The sequence below is a fragment of the Vibrio sp. AH4 genome, from assembly GCF_030710545.1.
Classification (GTDB): domain Bacteria; phylum Pseudomonadota; class Gammaproteobacteria; order Enterobacterales; family Vibrionaceae; genus Vibrio; species Vibrio metoecus.
The window spans coordinates 2,802,796-2,825,144 of the sequence record NZ_JALAIV010000001.1 but is presented as its reverse complement, the minus strand read 5'-3'; the positions used below and the strand labels follow the sequence as shown (position 1 = coordinate 2,825,144).

The 22,349-nt window shown below is 45.1% G+C and carries 19 protein-coding genes; 14 read left to right on the top strand and 5 right to left on the bottom strand.

Annotated features, from left to right (window positions below; translation table 11 throughout):
- Positions 1–85 precede the first annotated feature (85 nt).
- The 10 genes from lon (at position 86) to pyrF (ending at position 10,903) form a co-directional block, all read left to right on the top strand.
- Entirely contained in the window at positions 86–2,455 is a 2,370-nt protein-coding gene (gene lon / locus MKA69_RS12915) for an endopeptidase La (RefSeq protein ID WP_055032989.1), read from the top strand.
- A gap of 175 nt (positions 2,456–2,630) precedes the next feature.
- Positions 2,631–2,903 (top strand): HU family DNA-binding protein, encoded by a 273-nt coding sequence (locus MKA69_RS12910; RefSeq protein ID WP_001044516.1) that lies wholly within the window; start codon positions 2,631–2,633, stop codon positions 2,901–2,903.
- Positions 2,904–3,055: 152 nt separating this feature from the next.
- On the top strand, positions 3,056–4,915 hold the full coding sequence (ppiD, locus tag MKA69_RS12905; RefSeq protein ID WP_095458555.1) for a peptidylprolyl isomerase: 1,860 nt from the start codon (positions 3,056–3,058) through the stop codon (positions 4,913–4,915).
- Positions 4,916–5,048: 133 nt separating this feature from the next.
- Complete coding sequence (locus MKA69_RS12900) at positions 5,049–5,360, top strand: ComEA family DNA-binding protein (RefSeq protein WP_001159854.1); 312 nt, start codon at positions 5,049–5,051, stop codon at positions 5,358–5,360.
- A gap of 176 nt (positions 5,361–5,536) precedes the next feature.
- Positions 5,537–6,214 carry a (d)CMP kinase gene (gene cmk, locus MKA69_RS12895; RefSeq protein ID WP_000094754.1) on the top strand — a complete coding sequence of 226 codons (678 nt, stop codon included), beginning with the start codon at positions 5,537–5,539 and terminating at the stop codon, positions 6,212–6,214.
- 108 nt (positions 6,215–6,322) lie between these two features.
- Positions 6,323–7,993 carry a 30S ribosomal protein S1 gene (rpsA, locus tag MKA69_RS12890; protein ID WP_000140315.1) on the top strand — a complete coding sequence of 557 codons (1,671 nt, stop codon included), beginning with the start codon at positions 6,323–6,325 and terminating at the stop codon, positions 7,991–7,993.
- Between the two features lie 252 nt (positions 7,994–8,245).
- Positions 8,246–8,524 carry an integration host factor subunit beta gene (gene ihfB / locus MKA69_RS12885; protein WP_000167341.1) on the top strand — a complete coding sequence of 93 codons (279 nt, stop codon included), beginning with the start codon at positions 8,246–8,248 and terminating at the stop codon, positions 8,522–8,524.
- Positions 8,525–8,668: 144 nt separating this feature from the next.
- The gene (locus MKA69_RS12880) at positions 8,669–8,950 is read left to right on the top strand and encodes a LapA family protein (protein ID WP_000691489.1); all 282 of its coding nucleotides are present in this window, start codon (positions 8,669–8,671) and stop codon (positions 8,948–8,950) included.
- Between the two features lie 12 nt (positions 8,951–8,962).
- The gene (gene lapB, locus MKA69_RS12875) at positions 8,963–10,132 is read left to right on the top strand and encodes a lipopolysaccharide assembly protein LapB (RefSeq protein ID WP_000889972.1); all 1,170 of its coding nucleotides are present in this window, start codon (positions 8,963–8,965) and stop codon (positions 10,130–10,132) included.
- A 75-nt stretch (positions 10,133–10,207) separates the two neighbouring features.
- Entirely contained in the window at positions 10,208–10,903 is a 696-nt protein-coding gene (gene pyrF, locus MKA69_RS12870) for an orotidine-5'-phosphate decarboxylase (protein ID WP_000999554.1), read from the top strand.
- Between the two features lie 63 nt (positions 10,904–10,966).
- Here the strand turns inward: pyrF and miaE are convergent, their stop codons facing one another.
- Positions 10,967–11,737 (bottom strand): tRNA isopentenyl-2-thiomethyl-A-37 hydroxylase MiaE, encoded by a 771-nt coding sequence (miaE, locus tag MKA69_RS12865; RefSeq protein WP_032469804.1) that lies wholly within the window; start codon positions 11,735–11,737, stop codon positions 10,967–10,969.
- Between the two features lie 67 nt (positions 11,738–11,804).
- Positions 11,805–12,569 (bottom strand): hypothetical protein, encoded by a 765-nt coding sequence (locus MKA69_RS12860; RefSeq protein ID WP_001020614.1) that lies wholly within the window; start codon positions 12,567–12,569, stop codon positions 11,805–11,807.
- Between the two features lie 288 nt (positions 12,570–12,857).
- On the opposite strand from MKA69_RS12860, the gene cysB reads away from it, so the two are divergent.
- Both cysB and MKA69_RS12850 read left to right on the top strand, forming a co-directional pair.
- Positions 12,858–13,832 (top strand): HTH-type transcriptional regulator CysB, encoded by a 975-nt coding sequence (cysB, locus tag MKA69_RS12855; protein ID WP_305848182.1) that lies wholly within the window; start codon positions 12,858–12,860, stop codon positions 13,830–13,832.
- A 79-nt stretch (positions 13,833–13,911) separates the two neighbouring features.
- A complete protein-coding gene (locus MKA69_RS12850; RefSeq protein WP_305848181.1) occupies positions 13,912–15,126 on the top strand; it encodes a methyltransferase in 1,215 nt (404 codons plus the stop codon).
- 18 nt (positions 15,127–15,144) lie between these two features.
- On the opposite strand, the gene ald is transcribed toward MKA69_RS12850, so the two are convergent.
- The gene (gene ald / locus MKA69_RS12845; protein ID WP_000583517.1) at positions 15,145–16,269 is read right to left on the bottom strand and encodes an alanine dehydrogenase; all 1,125 of its coding nucleotides are present in this window, start codon (positions 16,267–16,269) and stop codon (positions 15,145–15,147) included.
- 156 nt (positions 16,270–16,425) lie between these two features.
- Between ald and lrp the strand changes: the two genes are divergently transcribed.
- Complete coding sequence (gene lrp / locus MKA69_RS12840; RefSeq protein ID WP_000228498.1) at positions 16,426–16,920, top strand: leucine-responsive transcriptional regulator Lrp; 495 nt, start codon at positions 16,426–16,428, stop codon at positions 16,918–16,920.
- Positions 16,921–17,101: 181 nt separating this feature from the next.
- Positions 17,102–19,960 carry a DNA translocase FtsK gene (locus MKA69_RS12835; protein WP_305848180.1) on the top strand — a complete coding sequence of 953 codons (2,859 nt, stop codon included), beginning with the start codon at positions 17,102–17,104 and terminating at the stop codon, positions 19,958–19,960.
- 51 nt (positions 19,961–20,011) lie between these two features.
- Here MKA69_RS12835 and dsbB read toward each other — a convergent pair whose 3' ends face one another.
- Complete coding sequence (gene dsbB / locus MKA69_RS12830; RefSeq protein WP_001238518.1) at positions 20,012–20,533, bottom strand: disulfide bond formation protein DsbB; 522 nt, start codon at positions 20,531–20,533, stop codon at positions 20,012–20,014.
- A 78-nt stretch (positions 20,534–20,611) separates the two neighbouring features.
- Positions 20,612–22,204, bottom strand: a complete 1,593-nt coding sequence (gene nhaB, locus MKA69_RS12825; protein WP_055032993.1) for a Na(+)/H(+) antiporter NhaB — start codon at positions 22,202–22,204, stop codon at positions 20,612–20,614.
- Positions 22,205–22,349 lie beyond the last annotated feature (145 nt).

The following is a 22,349-nucleotide window of genomic DNA, read 5'->3' as shown; positions in this document are numbered from 1 at the left end:
CCTCCTTTTTTTTATTCTGTCATTGAATCCAGTCAGTTAGCCCCCATATACTGCGTAACAAATGCAAAGCGGAAGAGAGAAAAATATGAACTTGGAGCGTTCCGAGCGTATCGAGATCCCCGTACTACCCCTGCGCGATGTGGTTGTCTATCCACACATGGTCATTCCTTTGTTTGTTGGCCGAGAAAAATCGATCCAGTGCCTTGAAGCGGCGATGGATAACAACAAGCAAGTCTTGTTAGTCGCGCAAAAGAAAGCGGAAACCGATGAGCCGAAAGTTGCCGACTTATTTGAAGTCGGTACGGTAGCGACTATCTTACAACTGCTGAAACTTCCCGATGGCACAGTAAAAGTGCTGGTCGAAGGCCAGCAGCGCGCCAAAATCACTCAATTCTATGAAGAAGAGTATTTCTTTGCCGATGCCGAGTACTTGGTTACCCCAGAGCTGGATGAACGTGAACAAGAAGTTGTGGTTCGTAGTGCGATTAATCAGTTCGAAGGCTTTATCAAGCTCAATAAAAAGATCCCACCTGAAGTTCTGACTTCTCTCAACGGGATTGATGAAGCTGCACGTTTAGCGGATACGATTGCCGCGCATATGCCGCTGAAATTGGTGGATAAGCAAAAGGTGCTCGAACTGCTGGATGTGACAGAGCGTTTAGAATTCTTGATGGGGCAGATGGAGTCTGAAATCGATCTGCTGCAGGTTGAGAAGCGCATCCGCACCCGCGTTAAAAAGCAGATGGAAAAATCGCAGCGCGAATACTATCTGAATGAACAAATGAAAGCGATTCAAAAAGAATTAGGCGAGATGGATGATGCGCCTGATGAATTTGAAACGCTGAAAAAGAAAATCGAAGACTCGAAGATGCCGAAAGAGGCGCGAGAGAAGACGGAACAAGAGCTGCACAAACTGAAAATGATGTCGCCCATGTCTGCGGAAGCGACCGTTGTACGTAGCTACATCGATTGGATGGTGAGTGTGCCGTGGACAAAACGCAGTAAAGTGAAAAAGGATCTCTCGAAAGCAGAAGAGATTCTTAATGCGGATCATTATGGTCTAGAACGCGTTAAAGAACGTATTTTGGAATATCTCGCCGTTCAGAGCCGCATCAATAAACTCAAAGGCCCAATTCTATGTTTAGTCGGGCCTCCAGGGGTGGGTAAAACGTCATTAGGTCGTTCAATTGCTGCTGCAACAGGACGCCAATATGTGCGTATGGCTCTAGGTGGGGTACGTGATGAAGCGGAAATTCGTGGTCACCGCCGTACCTATATTGGTTCTATGCCGGGCAAACTTATCCAGAAAATGGCGAAAGTTGGCGTAAAGAACCCGCTATTCTTGCTTGATGAAATCGACAAGATGTCATCTGACATGCGTGGTGATCCAGCCTCTGCATTGCTAGAGGTGCTTGACCCTGAGCAAAACAACTCGTTCAACGACCACTATCTGGAAGTCGATTACGATCTGTCTGATGTGATGTTCGTTGCGACTTCAAACTCGATGAACATTCCGGGGCCATTGTTGGATCGGATGGAAGTCATCCGTCTATCGGGTTACACCGAAGATGAGAAGCTCAATATTGCCAAAGACCATCTGGTTAGTAAGCAGATTGAGCGTAATGGCCTCAAACCAAGTGAAATCGTGATTGAAGATTCCGCCATCGTCGGCATCATTCGTTACTATACGCGTGAAGCGGGTGTGCGTGGCCTTGAGCGCGAAATCTCAAAGATTTGCCGTAAAGCAGTGAAGAAAATCCTGCTCGATAAAGGGGTGAAAACCGTTGTCGTAAACCAACAAAACTTGAAAGAGTTTTTAGGTGTACAACGTTTTGACTACGGCAAAGCTGAAGAAAGCAACCGTATTGGTCAAGTCAACGGCTTGGCGTGGACAGAAGTCGGCGGTGATTTACTGACTATTGAAACCCAATCGATGCCGGGTAAGGGTAAACTGACCCAAACGGGCTCACTGGGTGATGTGATGCAAGAGTCGATTCAAGCGGCGATGACGGTGGTACGTTCACGTGCAGAAAAACTGGGCATTAACCCTGATTTCTACGAGAAAAAAGATATTCACGTCCATGTTCCTGAAGGAGCGACGCCTAAAGATGGTCCAAGTGCGGGTATCGCCATGTGTACTGCGCTGGTTTCTAGTTTGACGGGGAACCCAGTTAAAGCAGAAGTGGCTATGACCGGTGAAATCACTCTGCGTGGTGAAGTGCTACCGATTGGCGGGTTGAAAGAGAAACTACTAGCGGCTCACCGTGGTGGCATCAAAACCGTACTGATCCCGAAAGATAACGAGCGTGATTTGGAAGAGATCCCAGACAATGTGATCGCTGATCTGCAAGTCCTTCCGGTACAGTGGATTGACGAGGTGCTCCAAGTTGCTTTAGAGCAAGACCCGACAGGGGTTAGCTTTGAGAGCAAAAAGAGTGATGCGCAGCAAAAATAAGTAAATCTTTACGCTGATAGGTCTAAAAAGGCTTGTCAGCGTTTTTTTTGGAAGCTAACGTTACTGTCAGTAGCTTGTAGCCCTGATGCAACAAGGCTTTAGGCTAGTTTAAAAACTTTAATGGAACGAAATCGGCACCGATAAAATAATAACGGGTGACCAAAGGGGAATCACAGTGAATAAGACACAATTAGTAGAACAAATTGCAGCGAACGCAGATATCTCTAAAGCCTCTGCAGGCCGCGCTCTTGACGCTTTCATCGAAGCAGTGAGTGGTACACTACAATCAGGTGACCAAGTGGCACTGGTTGGCTTTGGTACGTTCAGTGTACGTACTCGTGCAGCGCGTACAGGCCGTAACCCAAAAACTGGCGAAGAGATCAAAATCGCTGAAGCAAAAGTGCCATCATTCAAAGCTGGCAAAGCGCTGAAAGACGCTTGCAACTAATTTGAATGAAGTTTTTGCACTTTTCTGCAAAATAAATTCGAACCTTTTGAAATTATGCGCATCCTACTGATGCGCATTTCTTTTTCTGATATTATCGCGCCATTCATTTTGGGCTGACGTGCCTGATATCAACCCCGGAGAGTAGTAGCACTATGATGGATCGATTACGCGAAGGCGTGAACAGCATCGCGGTTAAAGTTATCCTTGGATTAATCATCCTGTCTTTCATTTTTGCTGGTGTAGGTAACTACCTGATCAGCGGCGGTAACAACACGGCCGCTAAAGTGGGCAAAGCAGAAATTAGTCGTGGTGACTTTGAGCAAGCCTATCAAAACGAACGTAACCGTATGCAAGCTCAGTTGGGCGATTATTTCTCCAACTTACTGGCGGATCCGACTTATGTCGCTTCTTTCCGTAAGTCAGTGTTGGACCGTATGGTGAATGATTTACTTCTAGAACAACATGCGGCGTCGTTGGGTCTACGTGTGAGTGACCAACAAGTGCGTCAAATGATTTTGGACATGCCTCAGTTCCAGTCGCAAGGTCAGTTTGATCAAGAACTCTACCAAGCAGCGTTGCGTCGTGCAGGCTTTACACCAGACATGTTCGCGGAATATTTACGTAAAGATTTAGTACGTAACCAATTAATGAGCGCATTGCAGGGTAGTGAGTTCAGTCTACCCGGTGAAGTGAATCTGCAAGATCAACTGATTTCTCAAACCCGAGACATTCGCACCATCACTCTATCTCTGGCTGACTTTGCGAAAAAAGTCACGCTCAGTGATGACGACATTCAACAGTATTACAAGGCCAATACAGAACGCTTTACTCGCCCTGAGCAGATGAAAGTGTCCTATGTTGAGCTGTCTGCTGACGCGCTGAAAAAACAAATCATGATTGATGATGAAGCTGCGCAAGAGTATTACCAAGAGCACCTTGATAAATATTCAACCGCTGAGCAGCGCAAAGTGAGCCATATCCTCGTTGAAGGCAGTGATGAGCAAAAAGCGCAAGCGATTCTAGATGAATTGAACGCGGGTGCTGATTTTGCCACTGTTGCAAAAGAAAAATCGCAAGATGTTGGCAGCGCACAAGAAGGTGGTTCACTCGGTTGGATCGAGCGTGACACGATGGATCCCGCGTTTGAAGCCGCCGCCTTTGCGCTGACCGAAAATGGGCAAATTTCTGGCTTAGTTAAGTCTGAGTTTGGTTATCACATTATTCGTTTGGATGAAGTGAAAGCTCCAGTTGTTAAGCCATATAGCGAAGTTGTGGAAGCGATCAAACAAGAATTGGTCGATCAGCAAGCCTTAGATACGTTCTATGCAAAACAAAGTGAGCTTGAAAAGCTAGCTTTTGAACACTCGGATTCTTTGGATGAAGCCGCGAAAGCGATTTCCGCTACGGTACAACACACTGATTTTATTTCGGCTGAACAAGCGCCTGAACTGTTAGCTGCGCCTGCTGTGCTGCAAGTGTTAAAAACTCCAGAAGTGAAAGAAGATGGCTTAAATTCAGAAGTGATCGAAGTTGCTCCTGAGCATGTGGTTGTGGTGCGTGTTGAAGAATCACGCCCAGAAACGGTATTGCCTTTAGAAGAAGTGAAACCTCAAGTGGTTGAACAACTTTCACGAATGAAAGGCGAGCAGCAGGCTCTTGAGTTGGGGAATCAGTTAGTTGCGTCACTGAAATCTGGCAAGACGGATGTGTTAGCTGAAAACGGCGTTGCTTTTGGCGAATTACAAATGATTGATCGTAGTTCACCACTCGCGAATACCGTCTACGCAATGGTTAAACCACAAGACGGCGCAAAAGGTTACGCACAAGCGAAAGACTTTGACGGTAACGTAGTAGTGATTGAGCTAGATAAAGTCGAGAGTAAAGTCACACCGGCTTATCATGAGCAAATTGCTACTCAGTTATCACGTATTGGTTCACAACAAGACTTAGCGGGCGTGATCAGCGTACTGCGTCAAAACACCGATATTGAGTATCATATTGCGACAGAATAATCATTCAGATTGTAATTGATATGTTTAAAGAAACGGGCTACAGCAGTAGCCCGTTCTATTTATAACACCTTGAAATATCCACTATAACTATCCTCGTTATGATGTCCCTCTATAACCAAAACGAGGGTCAACTATGCAATTCAAAACGAAATTAATCACACTGCTACTTTCACTCTGCTTGCCAACACTGCCAGTATTGGCAAACGCGGAGGACACAGTGCCTGCAGCACAAGTCGAAGAAGGCATTGATATTACTGTGAATATTAATACGGCTTCGGCAGAAGAGTTAGCCACCTTACTAAAAGGCATTGGTGTAAAGAAAGCGCAAGCGATAGTGGAATATCGTGAAGCAAATGGGCCTTTCTTGACTATTGATGACCTCGCGAAGGTAAAAGGAATTGGTGACGCGACCGTGCGTAATAATGCCGCAAGGATCTTGTTATAAATCCTGTCTTGGATTCATTTTAACCCGGTTAATACCGGGTTAATTTTTTGATTAACCGTGTTTTTGTGGGTTAATCCAGACTCTTACCTAGCACAGAAGCGCCTTTACACTTATAATTCTTCGCCGAAAATGCGGACGTAATATCGGCCGCCTAAAACTAGAAAGTGGAGAAACGCATGTCCTCTCATACGCCAGTTGTTACCGTCGATGGCCCGAGCGGTGCAGGTAAAGGCACACTATGCATGTTGTTGGCTAGAAAGCTCGGTTTTCAACTGCTAGATTCTGGTGCGATTTATCGTGTATTAGCTCTAGCGGCCATTCATCACGGAGTGGATCTTGAATCAGAAGAGGCTTTAGTCCCTCTAGCGACTCACCTCGATGTACAGTTCATTGCCGAGGGTGACCTAGTGAAAGTCATTCTCGAAGGCGAAGATGTTTCTCGTGAATTACGCAAAGAAGAAACCGGTATGGCCGCTTCAAAAGTCGCCGCATTGCCTCGAGTTCGCGAAGCTCTTTTGCGTCGTCAACGCGCATTTGCGAATGGCAGTGGTTTAGTCGCTGACGGTCGCGATATGGGTACTGTGGTTTTTCCAAGCGCAGAAGCCAAAATTTTCCTTGATGCGAGTGCAGAAGAAAGAGCCCGTAGACGCTTCAAGCAGTTGCAACTGAAAGGGCTTGATGTTAAATTTGACGCCCTTTTAAGCGAAATTCAGGAAAGAGACGATCGCGACAGAAATCGTGCTGTTGCTCCTTTACGTCCTGCTGAAGACGCATTAGTGCTGGATTCAACCTCATTGACTATCGATGAAGTGGTAGAACAAGCGCTACAATATATCGAATCTAAACTGGTGTGAGTGAATCACGCTAAGTAAGAACGTCGGTCGCAAGGATGATGACTGGCGAATTTAATAACCCCATGTGGTAGGACACCCGTGGCCGTTTACTTATTGAAGATTAAATAAATGACTGAATCTTTTGCTCAACTCTTTGAAGAGTTTCTGAACGAGACCCAATTCCAACAAGGTACTATCGTTAAAGGTACTGTAGTAGCAATCGAGAACGGCTACGTTCTGGTTGATGCTGGCCTGAAGTCTGAGTCTGCTATCCCTGCTGAACAATTCAAGAACGCTGCTGGCGAACTAGAAGTTCAAGTTGGTTCTCAAGTAGACGTAGCTCTGGACGCGGTTGAAGATGGTTTCGGTGAAACTCAACTTTCTCGTGAGAAAGCGAAGCGCCATGAAGCTTGGATCGTTCTTGAAAAAGCTTACGAAGAAGCTGCAACTGTTATCGGTATCATTAACGGTAAAGTTAAAGGTGGTTTCACTGTTGAACTGAACGGTATCCGTGCGTTCCTGCCAGGTTCACTGGTTGACGTGCGTCCAATCCGTGACACTGCTCACCTAGAAAACAAAGAGCTAGAGTTCAAAGTTATCAAGCTAGACCAGAAGCGTAACAACGTTGTTGTTTCTCGTCGTGCAGTTATCGAATCTGAAAGCAGCGTAGAGCGTGATGAACTGCTTGAAACTCTGCAAGAAGGTACTGAAGTTAAAGGTATCGTTAAGAACCTGACTGACTACGGTGCATTCGTTGATCTGGGCGGTGTTGACGGTCTGCTACACATCACTGACATGGCTTGGAAACGCGTTAAGCATCCATCAGAAATCGTTAACGTTGGTGACGAGATCCTAGTTAAAGTACTGAAGTTCGATCGTGATCGTACTCGCGTATCTCTAGGTCTGAAACAGCTGGGCGAAGATCCATGGGTAGCAATCGCTAAGCGTTACCCAGAAGGTCACAAACTGTCTGGCCGTGTAACTAACCTGACTGACTACGGCTGCTTCGTTGAAATCGAAGAAGGCGTTGAAGGTCTAGTACACGTTTCTGAAATGGACTGGACTAACAAGAACATCCACCCATCTAAAGTTGTTAATGTTGGCGACGAAGTTGAGGTTATGGTTCTGGATATCGACGAAGAACGTCGTCGTATCTCTCTAGGCCTGAAACAGTGTAAAGCTAACCCATGGCAATCATTCGCTGAAGCGCAAGCTAAAGGCGACAAAGTAACTGGTAAGATCAAGTCTATCACTGACTTTGGTATCTTCATCGGTCTAGACGGCGGTATCGACGGTCTGGTTCACCTGTCTGACATCTCTTGGAACGTACCAGGAGAAGAAGCAGTTCGTGAATTCAAGAAAGGCGACGAAATCTCTGCAGTTGTTCTAGCAGTAGACGCTGAGCGTGAGCGTATTTCTCTGGGCATCAAGCAAATGGAAAACGATCCATTCAACGCTTATGTATCAGACAACAAGAAAGGTGCTCTGGTTAACGGTACTGTAACTGCAGTTGACGCTAAAGGCGCAACTATCGAGCTGGAAGACGGCGTAGAAGGTTACATCCGCGCTTCTGAAGTATCACGTGACCGTATCGAAGATGCATCACTGATCCTGAGTGTTGGTGACAAAGTTGAAGCGAAATTTACTGGCGTTGACCGTAAAAACCGCGTAATCAACCTGTCTATCAAAGCGAAAGACGAAGCTGAAGAGCAAGAAGCAATGGCAACTATCAACAAAGCGGACGACGCTGCGTTTGGTAATGCAATGGCTGACGCTTTCAAAGCGGCGAAAGGCGAATAATAGCCAAACGCTAAAAGATAAAAGGAGCCGCAAGGCTCCTTTTTTGTCTTTGTAATCTCATGATCGCGACCTAAGATTCACGATGAAAAGTTGCGAAAGTGCAGTTGAGCGTTCACTCTTATCAATAGCGCCACAAACCCGATGTGAGATCTCGCCCAACGCCGAGTTCTTTTTCTACAATATAAATCAAGTGTTTGTTGGAATTGATATTACTGACTATAATTAAGCAGTAAAAACTCGAAGAGGGAAACTATGACTAAGTCCGAATTGATTGAAAGACTCTGTGCAGAACAAACACATCTATCTGCAAAAGAGATCGAAGATGCGGTAAAAAATATCCTTGAGCATATGGCCTCTACGTTAGAAGCGGGTGAGCGCATCGAGATTCGTGGTTTCGGTAGCTTTTCCTTGCACTATCGTGAGCCTCGTGTTGGTCGCAATCCTAAAACTGGCGATAAGGTTGAACTGGAAGGTAAATACGTTCCACACTTTAAACCTGGCAAAGAGTTACGTGAACGCGTTAACTTGTAATAGGTATTGAGTAAAGTTTGTTCATATAAGCGGCATGCTGATCCAGTGTGCCGCTTTTTTATGAAAGCAAGCTTACTTAGCCGTGGTTTGTCTCGCCATTTTCCTGCATAATCTGTGTGCCAATTTGTGAAAAGGTAATGACTTATGAAAATTATAAAGATAGTCGCCGTACTCGCTCTTTTCTTAATCGCATTAGCCCTAGGCTCTCAAAATCAGTCGGTTGTAGTTTTCAACTATTTGCTGGCTCAAGGTGAATTTCATCTGTCTACATTGTTAGGTGGTGTTTTTATTATAGGCTTTGCTTGTGCAGGTGCGATCTTCGGAGCAATGCACCTTAAATCGCAGCTGAGAATCAGAAAATTGTCAAAACAGCTGAAATTAGCCAATCAGCAATCGGCGCCTGAAACTAAAGTGCATACCGGATAAGGCTGCTTTTCAATGTTAGAAATACTGTTCTTGTTATTGCCAATTGCCGCCGCCTACGGTTGGTATATGGGGCATCGTAGTGCCCAGCAAGACAAGCAGAAGCAATCTCATCAAATTTCACGGCAATATGTAACGGGGTTAAACCTGCTGCTTTCTGATCAATCGGATAAAGCCGTTGATCACTTCATTGAATTACTTCAAGTCGATAACGAAACTATCGATACTCACTTGGCGCTTGGTAATCTTTTCCGTTCTCGTGGTGAAGTGGACCGTGCCATTCGTATTCACCAGAATCTTATCTCTCGATCTGGGTTAACGGTTGATCAGAAAAACCTCGCGCTACAGCAGCTAGCAAAAGATTATATGGTGTCAGGCTTTCTTGACCGAGCCGAAAAAATTCTTGAGCAACTGATTGATGAACCTGAGCATCGTGAATCTGCTCTTCAGCAACTCACCGCTATCTACCAACAGACGCGTGAATGGCACAAGGCTATTGAATGTGCCTCAGCGTTGGTGAAGTTAGGGCGTAAGCGGATGAGAGGCAGTATTGCGCACTTTTACTGTGAATTAGCCATGCTTGAAAAAGCGGATGGCAATGACAGCAAAGCCGTTCAGTGGTTTAAGAAAGCATTACAAGAAGATCCTAAGTGTGTGCGTGCTACGATCTCACTAGGTAAGCTTTATCTACAAAATGAAGACTACCAAAAAACCATTGACCATTTAGAAGCCGTTATTGAACAAGATATTGATTTTGTTGGTGAAGTGCTTAATACCTTGGCGGAGTGTTACCACCATCTTGGCCGCGAGCAAGATCTCATTGACTTTTTACGTCGCTGTATTGCCAACAAAGCTGGGGTATCAGCAGAGTTAATGTTAGCTCAGCTCGTCGCTCAACATGAAGGCACTGCGGCGGCACAAGAAATTTTGACCAAACAGTTGGTTAAGAATCCTACAATGAAAGGTTTTTATCGCCTGATTGATTACCATATTGCGGAAGCAGAAGAAGGTCGAGCGAAAGCCAGTTTATCGACACTGCAGCGCTTGGTGGGAGAACAACTCAAAGTAAAACCACACTACCGCTGCCGTAAATGTGGGTTTTCAACGCATTCACTCTATTGGCATTGTCCTTCGTGTAAGAACTGGGGTTCAATTAAACCGATCAGAGGCTTAGACGGTGAGTAATTAAAGCATTCGGAAGCATTATGCAGCTATTTATGGCTGTTTTTTTTTAAACATGTTGTACAGATAGGAGAAACGATGAACGACCCAAAAGTGATTGTTGCACTGGATTATGACAATCTCGCGGATGCGCTCGCGTTTGTGGATAAGATCGACCCAAGCTCATGTCGATTAAAAGTGGGTAAAGAGATGTTTACTCTGTTTGGCCCTGATTTTGTCCGTGAACTACATAAGCGCGGTTTTTCTGTGTTTCTGGATCTGAAATTTCACGATATTCCCAATACTTGTTCAAAGGCGGTGAAAGCTGCCGCTGAGATGGGGGTATGGATGGTAAATGTTCATGCTAGTGGTGGTGAGCGTATGATGGCGGCATCACGTGAAATCTTAGAACCATATGGAAAAGATCGCCCATTACTGATTGGTGTTACGGTTTTAACCAGTATGGAATCTTCTGATTTACAAGGTATTGGGATTCAAAGTTCACCACAAGATCATGTATTAAGACTGGCTACTTTGACCAAAAATTCAGGCCTTGATGGTGTTGTTTGCTCTGCTCAAGAAGCGTCACTGTTGAAGCAAAATTTGGGGCGTGAATTCAAGCTCATCACACCAGGGATTCGACCTGCTGGCTCTGAGCAAGGCGATCAGCGCCGTATTATGACGCCAGCGCAAGCTATTGCTGTAGGCTCTGACTATTTAGTGATTGGCCGACCTATCACTCAGGCTGAGCAACCTGCATTCGTCTTGCAAGAAATTAATCGCTCTTTAGCCTAGTCGGATGAAGATAAGCATTATGTAATCATTAAGCCCTACTTTGGTAGGGCTTAATTTTATGGTTTAGTTTGGAACACCGCTGTGGAATTTGAAATCACTGTCTGGGCTTGAGATCAATTCCGCTTCAATTCTTCCGAAATACGCTACACGTTCAGAGATATCGTGGCCGGCAATTTGTTCTGCGAGCTGCAAGTAATCTTGATAATGGCGCGCTTCTGACCGTAACAAGGAAATGTAGAATTTTGCCATCTCTTCATCCAGATAAGGAGCGAGTTTAGCAAAGCGCTCACAGGAGCGAGCTTCAATGTAAGCGCCTACTATCAATTTATCTATCAAAGTCTGAGGCTCATGCGTTTTCATGTGTGATAAAAGTGTTTTCGCATAACGACTGGCAGGAATTGATTCATAGGCGATATTGCGTGCCTGCATGATTTCTAAAACTTGATAGAAATGGTGTAACTCTTCTTTTATCAGTAACACCATTTTGTCGATCAGATCTTGGCTATATGGCGAGTTAGATTTAGCAATGATCGCTTTAGAGATTTGGCTTTTTCCTTTGAGCGAGTCAATATCTCCAATTTTGCGGTAAGCAAAATCTTCATAAGGCTTAAACCAATCCAGTAGCGATACTTCACTGTCTTTGTCGACCGCATATTTACGGATCAGGAACATAGCCGATTGACCGGCTTTTAATTCACACAGCAAATGGTCTAAAAGTAAAATACGCAGACTTTCGGGTTTACGAGCTTCGGCTATCCATGAGTCTGGAGTAGGGCATTGCAAGAAATGGTTAATCGGTTCTAAGAGCGGTTGAATGGCAGAGGAATAAATCATGGTCATTATTTAATAGCAAGGCCGCATAAGCGGCCTGAAGTTAATCAAATCAATATAGTGCGGAATATTACCACTTTTTCTTTTCGCCGAAGAGCACATCCATATCGCTTTTACGCTCATTTTCTTCAATCTGTTGCAAATCAGACGCAGTTTTGTTTTGGCGTTTTTGTTCGAGCTCGTCATACATGGTTTGTAGTTTTTCTCGAGCTTGGTTCGAATAGCTATCATTTTTAGACGCTAACACATCGATCCCTTTACGTAGCAACTGAATTGCGGTGCCGGGTTGACCACGCAAAATAGAGTCATTAGCGCGTTTGATAACGTTCTCTATGTTGATACGGATCTGAATGGTTTCTAAGCGAGCATTTTCGGCTACATAGGCTTGGGTTTCAAAACGGCCTTTGTTGTGTTCGCTGCGGATCGTATCACGTAAACGCTTGACGAGCTTGAGCATGATGATGGCTTGTTTATCGCTACTCGGTACTTTAAAGGATGTACTTTCACCACCCGGATGACTTTGTTGCAGGTGGTTGATTTGTCCCTTCATATTCTCAATTCGTTGAGCGAGTTGTTTATTTTTAGGGTCAAGGTCATACATGCTTTGCAGTGCATCAAGAATGCGATTGTTCAAGCAGACTAATAGCTCTTTACTGAAGGGTAAGTGATGAGCGTTACCGATAAGATCTTCAGTGGCATCAATGATGGCAACATAACGTGAAGATTCTTGCTTCTTAGCACTTTCGACCTTCACTCTATATTGCAACATGATGTTGTAGCCAAGAACCAAAATAAGCAAAATGGCCACCAGAGCAATGATTAAACCTATATTCATAAAATCCGTATCTTCAGTTTTCAATGGCTAACGATTAAGGATACACGCTCGTTGTAATCCCGACAATTTACTCTGTTGATTATTCCTGTTTTATCAAGCAAAAACCGCTTTGCCGCAACGACTTTGAGGGTTACGTGGCAATTTTTTCATCAGATACGCAAGACGCTGAATATTCAAATCACGCTTCTTTCGATAAAGGCTAGGAATTGTTGTCCTGAAGCGTTATAACTAATAATTATAAAATATGTGTGTATGTGGCAAAGCATCGCAAGGGATTATGGGAAAAAGATGAAACTGCAGCAGTTAAAATACATTGTTGAAGTGGTCAATCACAATTTGAATGTGTCTGCGACCGCGGAAAATCTGTATACCTCACAGCCTGGGATCAGTAAACAGGTCAGATTATTGGAAGATGAACTTGGGATTCAGATTTTTGAGCGCAGTGGCAAGCATCTGACACAAGTGACACCAGCAGGGGAGCATATTGTTCGGATTGCAACTGAAATACTTTCGCGAGTAGAAAGCATTAAAGCGGTGGCGTCTGAACACACTCATCCAGAAATGGGTACGTTGAATATTTCGACAACCCATACACAGGCTCGATATGCCTTACCTGAAGTGATCAAAGGTTTCACCAAACGTTATCCCAAAGTCTCTTTGCACATGCACCAAGGTACGCCAACTCAAATGTCAGAAGCGATTGCAAAAGGTACAGCCAATTTTGCGATTGCGACGGAAGCTTTGCACTTGTACCAAGACGCGATCATGTTGCCTTGCTATCACTGGAATCGTTCGATTGTTGTTCCGAAAGATCACCCATTGACTAAGAAAGAACAGGTGACGATCGAAGATCTGGCTTCTTACCCATTAGTGACCTATGTGTTTGGTTTTACTGGCCGCTCAGAGCTGGACAGTGCATTCAACCGAGTTGGTATGACACCTAAAGTAGTGTTCACTGCCACGGATGCGGATGTGATCAAGACTTATGTGCGCATGGGTATCGGCGTGGGGGTAATTGCGAGTATGGCAGTTGATAAAAAACAGGATACCGATCTTGTCGCCATCGATGCGAGCCATATTTTTAGTGCCAGTACAACCAGTATTGGCTTCCGTCGTGGTACTTTCCTGCGTTCTTATATGTTTGATTTTATGGAGCGTTTTGCTCCACACTTGACTCGCCCTGTGGTTGAGCAAGCGATTTCTCTTAAATCTAATGTTGAGATCGCTGAAATGTTTAAGGACATTGATCTTCCTGTACGTTAACGCGCTTTTACTTTTACTTTTACTTTTACTTTTACTTCGCTGTGCTTCCTCCTAGAATGGCTCACCCATCGGAGGAAGCATGCAAGCTCAGTTCAAACTACTCGATTCATTCCTAACTCAAACACAACCTTTTTGGCGTTATGAGGCTTTTCACGCTTGTCGGTTGGCCGGTGTGCCTTGGGGAGAACAGAAACCTACGTTAACCGCCTGGTTGCATTCACTCACTCAACGCGAGATAGAACAATACAAGGCTGAACCTGAGCATCTATTCTCCGTTCTGTCTGAATTTTTCCCGCCGTTGGACGAAGTTAGAAATACACTTGTCATCCAGCCTTGTTCATTGCCCGGATTACTTTTGCCTAAGTTTTTTGATAAAGGAATCCCTGGGCGCAAATGGCAGCAGATCGAAGCAATGAGCAAAGTGCTTATCGCTCACCATCAAGGAAATCAATGGCTAGAGTGGTGTGCAGGTAAAGGTTATTTAGGGCGCATTTTGGCTTGTGTGAGTCAGCAACCCGTGGTCAGTTTTGAATATCAAGCTGAGCTTTGCTGCTCTGGGCAGCAGGAAGCAGACTTACTTCAATTGCCGATGCAGTTTGTACAAGGGGACGCATTGGATGAGCGTTCAGCCTCCTTGTTTCAACCCAGCACGCACGCTGTTGCGCTACACGCGTGTGGTGACTTACACGTAAAGATGCTGCAGTACGCGACATCTGCTCACACTGATGCCATCAGTTTTTCTCCTTGTTGTTATCACTTGACTCAAACTGAACAGTATCAAGGTATGTCGAGTCTTGCGCAGAGTTCCGCTCTTACACTCACTCGCCAAGAGCTGCGATTACCGCTCCAAGAAACTGTGACGGGTGGCGACCGTGTTAAAAGGCATCGTCAACAAGAGATGGTTTACCGCTTTGGTTTTGATGCCTTAATGACCCAAGTGTGTAATCTATCTTCTTATACGCCAGTTCCCAGCATTCAAAAATCCAAGCTTAACCAAGGACTTGCAGAATTTTGCCAGTGGGCAGTACAAGAGAAAAATCTCGCAGTGGATTTTACCGAAGTTGATTTTGCTTACTTTGAGAGCATTGGATATCAGCGATTTTGGCAAATGGAACGGATAAGTCTCGTTCAAGATGGTTTCCGGCGACTGCTAGAGCTTTGGCTTGTTCTGGATAAGGCGCTGTATTTACAGGAAAACGGCTATGAAGTCAGCCTGAGTGAGTTTTGTGACCGTAAGGTAACGCCGCGAAATTTGGTCGTAAACGCTCAGCGTCGAAAAGGAGAGAGCCGATAATATCGGCTCTCAGAAAAATTAATTAAACATCGCAATCGCTTTGGCTGGCTCGATATATTCGAGGCCAAAGTTTTCTGCTACCTCTTTGTAAGTCACTTTTCCGTGAATTACGTTGAGGCCTTTTAAAAATCCTGCATCTTCCAATAGGGCTTTTTGGTAGCCTTTATTGGCGAGTTTAACGATATATGGTAGCGTGGCGTTATTAAGAGCAAAGGTAGAAGTGCGCGCCACAGCACCGGGCATATTCGCCACACAGTAATGAACGACATCATCAACGATGTAAGTCGGCTCTGCGTGGGTAGTTGGATGAGAAGTTTCGAAACAGCCGCCTTGGTCGATGGCAACGTCAACCACTGCAGAGCCTGGTTTCATGCGTTCAATGTGTTGTTTGGTAACCAGTTTGGGAGCTGCTGCACCGGGAATCAGTACCGCCCCGATCACTAAGTCTGCTTCTAATACGTATTTTTCGATAGCATCTGTGGTGGAATAAACCACGTTAGCTCGGCCTTGAAACTCTTCATCGAGTTTGCGTAAGGTATCAATATTGCGATCCAAAATGGTGACATTTGCACGTAGCCCAATCGCCATACGAGCAGCATTGGCGCCGACCACGCCACCACCGATGACGACGATATTGGCAGGAGCTACACCGGGTACGCCGCCGAGCAGTAAGCCGCTACCACCGTGAGATTTTTCTAATGTTTGAGCGCCTGCCTGAATGGACATCCGGCCCGCGACTTCAGACATTGGAGCCAATAGTGGTAAACGACCCATATTATCTGTTACAGTCTCATAGGCTATGCAGACAGCTTTGCTCTTGATTAGCTCTTCAGTTTGTGGAAAATCTGGAGCGAGGTGCAAATAAGTAAATAAAATTTGCCCCTCTTTGAGCATGGCACGCTCTACAGCTTGAGGTTCTTTGACCTTTACAATCATCTCTGCTTTCGCGAATACGTCTGCAGCGGTAGGAAGAATGGATGCGCCTACAGCGATGTAATCATCGTCTGAAAAGCCGATGCCGGAACCGGCATTTGTTTCTACGTAAACTTGGTGACCGTGTGTGACAAGTTCTCGCACGCTAGCTGGAATCATGCCCACACGATATTCGTGGTTCTTGATTTCTTTAGGAACGCCAATGATCATCCTAACTCCTTAGATTAATTTGGTTGTATTGACTATATGTAGGGTTGTTCTATCGAATTTGTGGCTAGTATAGTGACTAGTGTGAAAAATTTGATGCTAAATATTAAGAAGTTGTAGTATATTTTTTTGCAGGGAAGTAATAAGGTGGAATAAAAAATGGTGGATAGTTATAAGAAGCCGTCTAAGGACTTAGACCGTATTGATCGCAATATATTGAATGAATTGCAAAAAGACGGTCGAATTTCAAACGTAGAATTATCAAAGCGTGTAGGACTTTCACCTACACCGTGTCTTGAGCGTGTTCGTCGTCTCGAACGTCAAGGATTTATTACCGGCTATACCGCGTTATTGAATCCTCAGTATTTGGATGCGTCACTATTAGTGTTTGTTGAAATTACGTTAAATCGTGGTGCGCCCGATGTATTTGAACAGTTTAATACCGCAGTTCAAAAGCTAGATGATATTCAAGAGTGTCACCTAGTTTCCGGTGATTTTGACTATCTGCTAAAAACCCGTGTATCGGATATGGGCGCTTATCGCCGTTTGTTAGGTGACACCTTACTCCGCTTACCTGGTGTAAATGACACGCGTACTTACGTGGTCATGGAAGAAGTTAAGCAAACCAACCAATTAGTGATTAAAACTCGCTAACTCAGAGCGAATGTTGGAGATCTTTCCACATTCTGACTTTCGCGAATTGGGTTTTTGCCCTTGATATGGTTAAATCTCCAAACAAACCGAGCGGCGTTAGCCGCTCGGACTGTTTCAACGCCATGAAACTGCGTATAGTGTTGCGCAGTATGAATTGCCTTAATCATAGTCAAGTTGGTTTATGTTCAAAGAGAACAAAAATAAAGTCGAAACCATTATTAAAACGAGTGAAGAGGTTGCCTCTTCTCGACTCAATGGCTCACAACGTCTAAAAGAAAGCGGACTCATTCTCGCTTTCTTGTCTTCTATTTTTCTTGCAGTTGCCCTATTTAGTTTTAATCCAGCCGATCCTTCATGGTCACAAACTGCATGGGGCGCGGATATTCATAATGCAGGTGGTTTAGTCGGTGCTTGGCTGGCTGATACGCTGTTTTTTGTTTTTGGTTCTTTAGCTTATCCATTACCTTTCATTATTGCTTTTGCTGCTTGGGTCGTATTACGCAAGCGTGATGAAGGCGAAGAAATTGATTTTACGCTCTGGGGAACAAGGTTACTTGGATTAACCATTGTGCTCTTAACCAGTTGTGGTTTAGCGGACATCAACTTTGATGACATTTGGTATTTCTCCTCTGGCGGCGTAATTGGCGATGTATTAACCAGCTTGGCTCTGCCGACTTTGAATATTTTGGGTACCACATTAGTGCTGCTGTTTTTGTGGGGAGCTGGTTTTACGTTATTAACAGGAATTTCGTGGTTACGAATTGTTGAATGGATTGGTGATCGTAGCATTGCGTTTTTTGTGGGTGTATTTAATCGTCTGCGTGGCGAAAAAGCAGAGCGAGTGACACCGGCTTTAGTCAAGCCAGAATTGCCGGCCGAAGATGCTGAAGAGAGTGATGTTGAAGATCTTGAACCGACGCGGAGTTTTGTGGAACCTGAGGTTGAAGAGCCTGCGGCCAACTTGCGTAGATTCAACATTCATATGCCTGAAGAACGTGATGAGCCTGAGATTAACCATGAACCTAAATTTGAGGCTGAACCAGTCACGCAACATCGAACCGTGGCGGTGACACAACCCGCACCCATTAACCCACCACGTACCCAACAGTGGGATGTCACCATCGAAGAGTTAGATCAACAAGCCCGCTTAATGGATGACTATGCAGAGGAACAGGAAGATTTCTCACTTGCCCCGAATGGGATGCAAGAGCAAGCCGAGCCAACCATGCCAGCCCACTCAATCGCTGACGTGGAAGACGATGAACTAAGCTCTGAATCATTTAGCCATTCATTCAATATTAATGTTGAGGATGAAGAGGTTGAACCAAGCATTTCCAACCTCAATTGGTCAGATGAAGAGGATGAGTTGGATGAGATACCCTCCGTTAACATGTCCCAAACTCTTGACCAAGACTGGGAAGAGGAGGAAGACTCTGGAGATCGTGACGTCAGCGCGTTTCAAAACATAGTTGCCGAAGCGCAAGCGAGCGCAGTTGCAAAGCAAAACCCATTTTTAGTCCAAAAATCGGTGAATTTGCCCAAACCTACGGAGCCGATGCCGACCTTAGAGCTACTTTATCATCCAGAAAAGCGCGAAAACTTTATTGATCGCGATGCCTTGGAAGAGATAGCCCGTTTGGTTGAATCAAAATTGGCAGATTACAAAATCCAAGCGCAAGTGGTGGATATTTTCCCAGGGCCGGTCATCACTCGTTTTGAGTTAGATTTGGCTCCAGGCGTGAAAGTTAGCCGTATTTCCAGCCTATCGATGGATTTAGCGCGTTCTCTATCTGCAATGGCGGTACGAGTGGTCGAAGTGATCCCAGGCAAGCCTTATGTTGGACTTGAATTGCCTAACATGTCGCGTCAAACCGTTTATTTATCCGATGTGATAGCGAGCCCTCAGTTTAAAGAGTCTAAATCTCCGACGACGGTTGTTCTTGGTCAAGATATCGCTGGTGATGCGGTGGTGGCGGATCTTTCGAAAATGCCTCATGTGTTGGTGGCAGGTACCACAGGCTCTGGTAAGTCAGTCGGTGTGAACGTGATGATTCTGAGTATGCTCTATAAAGCGTCTCCTGAAGATGTACGCTTTATCATGATTGACCCGAAAATGCTTGAGTTATCGGTGTATGAGGGGATCCCTCATCTATTGGCTGAAGTTGTAACCGACATGAAAGATGCTTCTAACGCGCTACGTTGGTGTGTGGGAGAAATGGAACGCCGTTATAAACTGATGTCGGTACTGGGTGTACGCAATATTAAAGGTTTCAACGATAAGTTGCGGATGGCAGCGGAGGCTGGGCATCCGATTTACGATCCTCTCTGGAAAGAGGGGGATAGTATGGACAGTGAACCGCCATTGTTGGAAAAATTGCCTTATATCGTCGTTGTGGTGGATGAATTTGCTGACTTAATGATGGTGGTTGGCAAAAAAGTCGAAGAGCTGATTGCTCGTTTAGCACAAAAAGCGCGTGCAGCGGGTATTCACTTAATTTTGGCCACACAACGTCCATCTGTCGATGTTATCACCGGATTGATTAAGGCCAATATTCCGACTCGCGTCGCCTTTACGGTATCGACTAAGACTGACTCGCGTACCATTTTGGATCAAAGTGGGGCAGAGTCTTTGCTTGGTATGGGTGACATGCTTTATCTCCCCCCAGGCTCAAGCCATACGATTCGAGTGCACGGTGCATTTGCTTCTGATGATGATGTGCATGCCGTTGTGAATAACTGGAAAGCACGGGGTAAGCCCAATTACATCAGCGATATCATTCAAGGTGATCATGGCCCAGAAGCCTTATTGCCTGGAGAGCAGTCTGAATCAGACGAAGATCTGGATCCCCTGTTTGATCAAGTGGTTGAGCATGTTGTAGAAACACGGCGAGGTTCAGTTTCTGGTGTGCAGCGCCGCTTTAAAATTGGCTACAACCGCGCGGCAAGGATTGTTGAGCAGCTTGAAGCGCAGGGTATTGTGAGCCCACCGGGACATAACGGCAACCGTGATGTACTGGCTCCATCCCCCATTCGTGATTAATGGAAAATAAAAAAGGCGCATCCAGCGCCTTTTTTATTTTCTGACGTTCAACTAGCGTGTCGTTTTCGCTAATTGTGCGATCAAGAAGATACCGACTGCGAGCAAGTTTGCCGCAAAAATGATCACTAACCACTGTGGCATCGAAAGTGTCAAAAATTGCCACACGATCTTGCTGCAATCTCCGTAAGCTTCAAACATGGCAGGAGCCCATTGGTTGAGTGGTGCCCATGACGGGAAAGTCACAAAAAGATCACAAGTAGCAAAAGGTGAAGGGTTGAATTGATAGTTCACATGCTCTATCGCCAGCATCAGCCCTTTATAGCTGCTTGCTCCCCAAGCGGCGAGCCCTAACCAACGTAAAAGAGGGTTTTGTGGAGCAATTACACCGAGGATAGCCGCCGCACCGACACCCAACATCGCCACACGTTCGTAGATACACATCACGCATGGCGCGAGTAGCATCACATGTTGGAAGTAAAGTGCACATAATTCAAAGAACACCACAAAGGCCAGTAGCAATAACCAAGATAATCGCGACTGTGAAAAGGTTTTTAAAGAGGAGAGTAAACGCACAAATGATCCTTGTTGAAAAGAAAAGCTCTGAATACTCAGAGCTTTTTATCTTGGAATAGTTTCAGGTTCAACTGAAATTTAGTGTCCACTTTGCAATAGCGTATTTGCTGCAGGCACCACATGGTGATTGATCCAACCCAAGCTGTAGAAAACATCCGTCATTGGTTCGAGGAAGAACATAATGCCAATAAAACCAACGACTGAAAGTGCGAGAGTGTAAGGGAATGCCATGACAACCATGCGACCATATGACAAACGGATCAGAGGAGCTAGGGCTGAAGTGAGTAAGAATAAAAATGCGGCCTGACCATTCGGGGTTGCGACCGAAGGTAAGTTGGTGCCGGTGTTGATGGCTACCGCAAGTAGGTCAAACTGATCACGAGAGATCATCCCTTCTATTAGGGCTGTTTTGACTTCCGTAATATAGACAGTCCCGACGAATACGTTATCCGACACCATGGAGAGCAAGCCGTTTGCCACATAGAATAAGGCTAGCTGCGCACCATGATCTTCCACATTCAATACCGCATCAATAACGGGCTTAAACAGTTCTTGATCGATAATCACGGCAACCACCGAGAAGAATACAGCGAGCAAAGCCGTAAAGGGCAGTGCTTCTTCAAACGCTTTGCCCAACGAGTGCTCTTCTATCACACCTGTGAAAGCGGTGGCGAGAATAATGACGGACAAACCGATTAAGCCTACTGCTGCTAAATGCAACGCTAAACCAACAATCAACCATACCGCAATGGCACCTTGTACCCACAGCTTGGCAACGTCTTGATTCGTGCGGTTTTTACGCTCTTCCGAATCGAAATCGAGCAAAATTTGGCGAACATTGGCAGGTAAGCGAGCGCCATAACCAAAGAGGCGAAATTTTTCAACCAACATGCAAGTGAGCATACCTGCAATGAAAACGGGTACCGTTACTGGCGCCATTCGGAGTAAAAACTCACCAAAGTGCCAACCTGCTTGGTCCGCAATGATTAAGTTCTGTGGTTCACCGACCATGGTTGTTACACCACCTAATGCGGTACCGACACCCGCATGCATCAGGAGCGATCGTAGAAAAGCACGATAGTTTTCTAAGTCATCCCGAGTTAATTCGGGAATGCCATCATCATGGGTATGGTCATGTGAAGATTGAATACTCTGACCTGAAGCCACTTTGTGGTAAATCGAATAGAACCCAACAGCTACACTAATGATCACCGCGATCACGGTTAGAGCATCAAGAAATGCCGACAGAAAAGCGGCCGTTACGCTAAATGCGACCGAGAGTAGAATTTTAGAACGGATGCCAAGTAGGATCTTAGTAAAGATAAACAGCAGCAGCTGTTTCATGAAGTAGATACCCGCCACCATGAACACCAACAGTAGCAAAACCTCGATGTTGGCGACTAGCTCATGTTTCACCTGAGCTGGGCTTGTCATACCAATCGCAATTGCCTCAATGGCAAGTAAGCCCCCCGGTTGTAGCGGGTAGCACTTGAGAGCCATTGCAAGGGTGAAAATGAACTCGATAACCAACAACCAACCCGCAAGGAAGGGATTGATAAAAAAGAACACGATGGGGTTAATAATAAGAAAAGCAATGATGGCAAGTTTGTACCAATCAGGCGCTTTACCAAGAAAGTTCTTGATAAACGCATTTCCGAGGGACATCGGCATGATGATTACTCTTTAGCTGTTGTTATAGATAGACTTTGTGTCGTGCCTGCTCTCACGAAAACATCAGACTTAGTGTTTAGACAAAATCTTCTTCAACAGTGACTCGGTAAGAAAATACTTTATGGAACTAAAATATTTTCTTACC

Bases quoted from the DNA above. Each gene is read 5' to 3' on its own strand.
- lon (WP_055032989.1), top strand. From the start codon at position 86: ATGAACTTGGAGCGTTCCGAGCGTATCGAGATCCCCGTACTACCCCTG.
- ppiD (WP_095458555.1), top strand. From the start codon at position 3,056: ATGATGGATCGATTACGCGAAGGCGTGAACAGCATCGCGGTTAAAGTT.
- MKA69_RS12900 (WP_001159854.1), top strand. From the start codon at position 5,049: ATGCAATTCAAAACGAAATTAATCACACTGCTACTTTCACTCTGCTTG.
- cmk (WP_000094754.1), top strand. From the start codon at position 5,537: ATGTCCTCTCATACGCCAGTTGTTACCGTCGATGGCCCGAGCGGTGCA.
- rpsA (WP_000140315.1), top strand. From the start codon at position 6,323: ATGACTGAATCTTTTGCTCAACTCTTTGAAGAGTTTCTGAACGAGACC.
- ihfB (WP_000167341.1), top strand. From the start codon at position 8,246: ATGACTAAGTCCGAATTGATTGAAAGACTCTGTGCAGAACAAACACAT.
- MKA69_RS12880 (WP_000691489.1), top strand. From the start codon at position 8,669: ATGAAAATTATAAAGATAGTCGCCGTACTCGCTCTTTTCTTAATCGCA.
- lapB (WP_000889972.1), top strand. From the start codon at position 8,963: ATGTTAGAAATACTGTTCTTGTTATTGCCAATTGCCGCCGCCTACGGT.
- pyrF (WP_000999554.1), top strand. From the start codon at position 10,208: ATGAACGACCCAAAAGTGATTGTTGCACTGGATTATGACAATCTCGCG.
- miaE (WP_032469804.1), bottom strand. From the start codon at position 11,737: ATGATTTATTCCTCTGCCATTCAACCGCTCTTAGAACCGATTAACCAT.
- MKA69_RS12860 (WP_001020614.1), bottom strand. From the start codon at position 12,569: ATGAATATAGGTTTAATCATTGCTCTGGTGGCCATTTTGCTTATTTTG.
- cysB (WP_305848182.1), top strand. From the start codon at position 12,858: ATGAAACTGCAGCAGTTAAAATACATTGTTGAAGTGGTCAATCACAAT.
- MKA69_RS12850 (WP_305848181.1), top strand. From the start codon at position 13,912: ATGCAAGCTCAGTTCAAACTACTCGATTCATTCCTAACTCAAACACAA.
- ald (WP_000583517.1), bottom strand. From the start codon at position 16,269: ATGATCATTGGCGTTCCTAAAGAAATCAAGAACCACGAATATCGTGTG.
- lrp (WP_000228498.1), top strand. From the start codon at position 16,426: ATGGTGGATAGTTATAAGAAGCCGTCTAAGGACTTAGACCGTATTGAT.
- MKA69_RS12835 (WP_305848180.1), top strand. From the start codon at position 17,102: ATGTTCAAAGAGAACAAAAATAAAGTCGAAACCATTATTAAAACGAGT.
- nhaB (WP_055032993.1), bottom strand. From the start codon at position 22,204: ATGCCGATGTCCCTCGGAAATGCGTTTATCAAGAACTTTCTTGGTAAA.